Origin of the sequence: Streptomyces sp. NRRL S-337 (genome assembly GCF_000720175.1) — a bacterium.
GTDB classification, from domain to species: domain Bacteria; phylum Actinomycetota; class Actinomycetes; order Streptomycetales; family Streptomycetaceae; genus Streptomyces; species Streptomyces siderophoricus.
Map to the genome: position 1 here is coordinate 1 of NZ_JOIX01000189.1, position 370 is coordinate 370.

Annotated in this window: 1 pseudogene; it reads right to left on the reverse strand. The window is 64.3% G+C overall.

Annotated elements, in window-relative coordinates:
* Positions 1-370 (reverse strand): annotated as a pseudogene (locus tag IG62_RS0141025) (hypothetical protein); the annotation flags it as partial.

The following is a 370-nucleotide window of genomic DNA, read 5'->3' on the forward strand; positions in this document are numbered from 1 at the left end:
GGTGAGGACCTTGGGGTCCTGGGCGTCGAGCCAGTCACAGAGCTGGCGGAAGGAGACCAGCCGGACGTCCTTGCGCTTCTCGTCGGCGATGTGCTTGAGCGCTTCCTCGACGGCGTCCATGTAGATGCCGCCGTTCCACTGCTCGAAGTGGTTGCCGATGAAGAAAGGCGCCCGGTTGGTCTCGTAAGCCCGCTGGAAACCGGCGATGTACGCCCCCGCGGCCTGCTTGCGCCACCCCGGATAGTTGACCGGCGGAGCCTTGGTGGAGTTCTTCGACTGGTTGGCCATGATGTTGTAGTCCATCGAGAGCACCTCGAAGGAACGGCCGGGGAACGGCATCTGCTGCAGCGGGAAGTCCCACACCCCCTGC